This window comes from Leuconostoc sp. BM2, assembly GCF_002095565.1.
Taxonomy (GTDB): domain Bacteria; phylum Bacillota; class Bacilli; order Lactobacillales; family Lactobacillaceae; genus Leuconostoc; species Leuconostoc falkenbergense.
On sequence record NZ_MOWQ01000129.1, the window covers coordinates 1 to 457 of the forward strand.

At 35.9% G+C, this 457-nt stretch carries 1 protein-coding gene; it reads right to left on the reverse strand.

Going from position 1 to position 457, the window contains the following annotated elements:
- Positions 1-255: 255 nt before the first annotated feature.
- Complete coding sequence (locus BMG01_RS11705) at positions 256-360, reverse strand: putative holin-like toxin (RefSeq protein WP_004903361.1); 105 nt, start codon at positions 358-360, stop codon at positions 256-258.
- Positions 361-457 lie beyond the last annotated feature (97 nt).

The following is a 457-nucleotide window of genomic DNA, read 5'->3' on the forward strand; positions in this document are numbered from 1 at the left end:
TACTGCTATCATCTGCGGACACTTGCGTTTGTGCAAAGCCTAAAACAAACAAAAAAGAAGCCAAAATAATCAGCTTCCGACAAAATTTGATTTGCATGTGTTTTCCTTTCATCATTTCAATCATCATGTTATAATTGGATATAGAAAAAGGAAGTAGCTCGAACTACTCCCTTTAACATCAATAGCCTGCTAAGCAGTGACTATTCCGATTATTTATTTTTTAAGTAACCGCAACTCGGTCAAAAGTTGAAGTGGTTACTTTTTTTGTTGACTTTTAATCAACTCAACAACCAATGCTAGTAAGGCAACTATAAAAGTGCCAAACATAAACATGAGCTGTAAAGCGTCTGAAACAGACACCAGGCTTTTCCTTTCCTAGAGTTCGTGTTTATAGGTTTTACACCATAAGCACCACCTCTTTTCTGTTGAAAGAATAGCCACCACTTAACTTAACTAT